Origin of the sequence: Luteimonas salinilitoris (genome assembly GCF_041300785.1) — a bacterium.
GTDB lineage: Bacteria > Pseudomonadota > Gammaproteobacteria > Xanthomonadales > Xanthomonadaceae > Luteimonas > Luteimonas salinilitoris.
This window is the reverse complement of sequence record NZ_JBFWIB010000048.1, coordinates 1-1,601: the sequence shown is the minus strand read 5'-3', so window position 1 is coordinate 1,601 and position 1,601 is coordinate 1. Positions and strand designations below refer to the sequence as shown.

Annotated in this window: 2 protein-coding genes and 1 pseudogene; 2 read left to right on the top strand and 1 reads right to left on the bottom strand. The window is 58.0% G+C overall.

Features of this window, described 5'->3' with window-relative positions; genetic code table 11:
* The first annotated feature begins 53 nt into the window (after positions 1 to 53).
* Positions 54 to 542, top strand: coding sequence for a YcxB family protein (locus tag AB5T46_RS20355; protein WP_370565935.1), 489 nt, complete (start codon positions 54 to 56; stop codon positions 540 to 542).
* Positions 543 to 681: 139 nt separating this feature from the next.
* Positions 682 to 1,122 (top strand): tetratricopeptide repeat protein, encoded by a 441-nt coding sequence (locus AB5T46_RS20350; protein ID WP_370565934.1) that lies wholly within the window; start codon positions 682 to 684, stop codon positions 1,120 to 1,122.
* A 76-nt stretch (positions 1,123 to 1,198) separates the two neighbouring features.
* On the opposite strand, the pseudogene AB5T46_RS20345 reads toward AB5T46_RS20350, so the two are convergent.
* A pseudogene (locus tag AB5T46_RS20345) lies at positions 1,199 to 1,601 on the bottom strand (transposase); the annotation flags it as partial.

Below are 1,601 nucleotides of genomic sequence, written 5' to 3'. Positions count from 1 at the left end.
GTTCATTCAAGTCGACGCCACTTCGTGGCGCGGCTTAACTCAGGCGTTAGCCAATGCACCGCGTAATCCTTACCTACAGCAAACCACTCCTTCGCCAAGCTGTGCGCAGCTTCTGGTGGCGCGTGGTCGGGTTCAAATTTCTCGTAGCACTAGCCTTGGTGGCCGCGGCCCTCCTCATGCTCATACTCGGCGGCGACACTTCGTGGTTTGTAGGTGTATTGGCAAGTGTGCTCGTGCTTGGCATCACCTTCATGGTCGCGCTCTACGTCATCCACTACCGCAACTCGCTTCATAAGCTCCAAGCCATGGGCACCCCTCAAGCCACACTCGATGCTTCAGAGACTTCTCTGTCGTTGTCATCGGGTGCGGGCACTGCAACGCTTCCTTGGTCTGCCGTTACAGAGGTGTGGCAGTTCAAATCTTGTTGGCTTCTTCTGCTTTCAAAGTCTCAATTTGTGACTCTGCCGCTAGCGGAAATGACCCCAGAGGCTGGGGCGTTCATCCTCGCCCGTGTACAGGCTTCGAGAGGTAAAGTTGGCTAACAATTCATTCAAGCCGAAGCCGCTTCGCGGCTCGGCTTAATTCAGGCGTTAGGTGGCTATGAGACATCTCTGCAAGTCACTATTGGCGTTCGCTTTCCTACTCATCGCATTGGCATCCATTTCTGTTCGGGCTCAAAAGATGGAACTATCCGACGCAGTTCACAGAAGAATCATTCAGCTTTCCGAGGAGGGAGACCATCAGGCCGAGAGCGGCCACTACCGAGAGGCTGTGGAGAAGTACATCGAGGCTCTTGATCTCCTGCCAGAGCCAAAAACAAACTGGGATGCTTGCACTTGGCTACTAGCCGCAATCGGCGATGCAAACTTCAAGTCAAAAAATTATAAGTACGCTAGGGCTGCCATGAGTGACGCTATGCACTGCCCTGGCGCAGTCGGAAACCCCTTTATCCATCTGCGTCTTGGCCAATCGCAATTTGAGCTTGGGAACATACAGCGGGCTAATGATGAGTTGGCTCGCGCCTACATGGGCGCCGGCAAAGAGATCTTCGCGGACGAGGATCCCAAGTACTTTGCACACCTCAAGACGGTGCTAGTCCCACCCGCCAGTGGTGAGTGGTAGCCACCTAACAATTCATTCAAGCCGAACCCGCTTCGCGGGTCGGCTTAATTCAGCAACTGTCTTGTGATCGAGCGTTTCAGACGGCGGTCGCTGCACCTTCCGTGTTCCGCAGTTCGTCCCGCCGCCGTGCATTGACGATCGTCAACAGCTTGCGCATGCAGGCGACCAGCGCGACCTTGCCGAGCTTCCCGCGGGCGCGCAGCTGCTGGTAGTGCGCGCGCAGCGTCGGGTCTCAACGCACGGCTGACAGCGTCGCCATGTAGAGCGCGACGCGCACGGGTGCGCGGCCGCCACGAACGCGGCGCTTGCCCTGCATCTGGCCGCTGTCGCGGTTCATCGGCGCGACGCCGACCAGCTTGGCGATCTGCTGCCGCGTCAGCGTGCCGAGCTCCGGCAGCAGTGCCAAGCTCGTGGCCTGGAAGACCGGGCCCATGCCCTTCGACGAACGCAGCGCAGGCGTCGCATGTACCTTGAGCAGG

Coding starts and splice junctions, on each gene's coding strand:
- AB5T46_RS20350 (WP_370565934.1), top strand. CDS start 682: ATGGAACTATCCGACGCAGTTCACAGAAGAATCATTCAGCTTTCCGAG.
- AB5T46_RS20355 (WP_370565935.1), top strand. CDS start 54: ATGCACCGCGTAATCCTTACCTACAGCAAACCACTCCTTCGCCAAGCT.